The sequence below is a fragment of the Flammeovirga aprica JL-4 genome (assembly GCF_012844305.1).
In the GTDB taxonomy this organism is placed as follows: Bacteria; Bacteroidota; Bacteroidia; order Cytophagales; family Flammeovirgaceae; genus Flammeovirga; species Flammeovirga aprica.
This window is the reverse complement of sequence record NZ_JABANE010000310.1, coordinates 1-1,011: the sequence shown is the minus strand read 5'-3', so window position 1 is coordinate 1,011 and position 1,011 is coordinate 1. Positions and strand designations below refer to the sequence as shown.

2 protein-coding genes are annotated in these 1,011 nt (G+C 56.4%); both read right to left on the bottom strand.

The features are described 5' to 3' along the window. Window positions 1-522: 522 nt before the first annotated feature. The gene (locus HHU12_RS34085) at window positions 523-735 is read right to left on the bottom strand and encodes an MbeD family mobilization/exclusion protein (protein WP_021527181.1); all 213 of its coding nucleotides are present in this window, start codon (window positions 733-735) and stop codon (window positions 523-525) included. A 6-nt stretch (window positions 736-741) separates the two neighbouring features. Beyond that, on the bottom strand, window positions 742-1,011 hold a 270-nt coding region (locus HHU12_RS35185), incomplete at its 5' end, for a hypothetical protein (protein ID WP_449401698.1).

The window sequence follows — 1,011 nt, the reverse complement described above, 5'->3', positions numbered from 1 at the left end:
ATTGAAAGGATAACGATTATGGGTCTTAAGCCGGGTCCGAAACGAATTGCCGATTCATCAGGGGAACCTGATAAACGCCAGCGTGACAATAAAAAAACGCCGGGAAATACTGACAAATTGAAACCCAGCAAATCTTCAAAAAAATAAGTCAGTAGTTAAAAGCCCTCCGGGGCTTTTTTGTATCTGCCGTTCACGCTGATTAAACATAACACCCGTTGCCCGCACCGCCCCGGACGGGTTCGCCGCGAACGGGGTGGCAGTCAGGTAAAACCGGCAACAAACCACCCGATAAACCGCCCCGTTCGCGACAGATAAATTTTACCTGGCTGCATAGCCATGCAGCCAGGTGAATGACATCCGGTTTCAGCGTAAATGCCCGATGAGAACCCTGTTTTCCTGCATTTCAGCCCAGCGACGGACCGTCATAGCTTCGCTGCCGGGAACGCGCTTCCGTCAGTTCCTTTTCGTGCTGCCGTTGCTCGTGCGCCCGTTCTGCGGCCACGGCCATCTCATGACGCTGCACTACCGGCTCAAACGCTGCAGTTGCCCGCTCAAGCGTTCCACCTGCTGACTCAAGCGCGTCACGCGCTCGCTCAGCGCCGCGTTCTCCCGTTGCATAAGCCCTGACATTTTCCGCCATTCCCCGAAGGCGCTCTCCCACTCGTCCAGCCTTTTCGAGTAGTCCTGCTGTAGCTGCTCTAATGCGCTCAGCAACTGTTTTTCCAGCTCGGTCATCGGCACTTACTCCTTCACCAGTCTCAGCGCGTTCTGCTTCGACCGCCCGTTCCCGACCGTCCAGCTCTGCGTCCTGTCTACGGCCGTCCCCTTCGGCAGCACCAGAAAACGTCCGTTGCTGTCTTCCAGGTACGTCACGCCCCAGGTCTTCGCGTTCAGCTTCGACAGCGCTGCGTTCTGCCGGTCGATTTCGGCCAGATTTGACGCTATCAAGCTCCCCTGATACCACAACACCCCGCTCAGGCTGGCGAACAGCAGTCCTGACACCATCGTGAT

What these genes read in the sequence shown, in the direction of transcription:
- HHU12_RS34085 (WP_021527181.1), bottom strand. Translation starts at nt 735, where the DNA reads ATGACCGAGCTGGAAAAACAGTTGCTGAGCGCATTAGAGCAGCTACAG.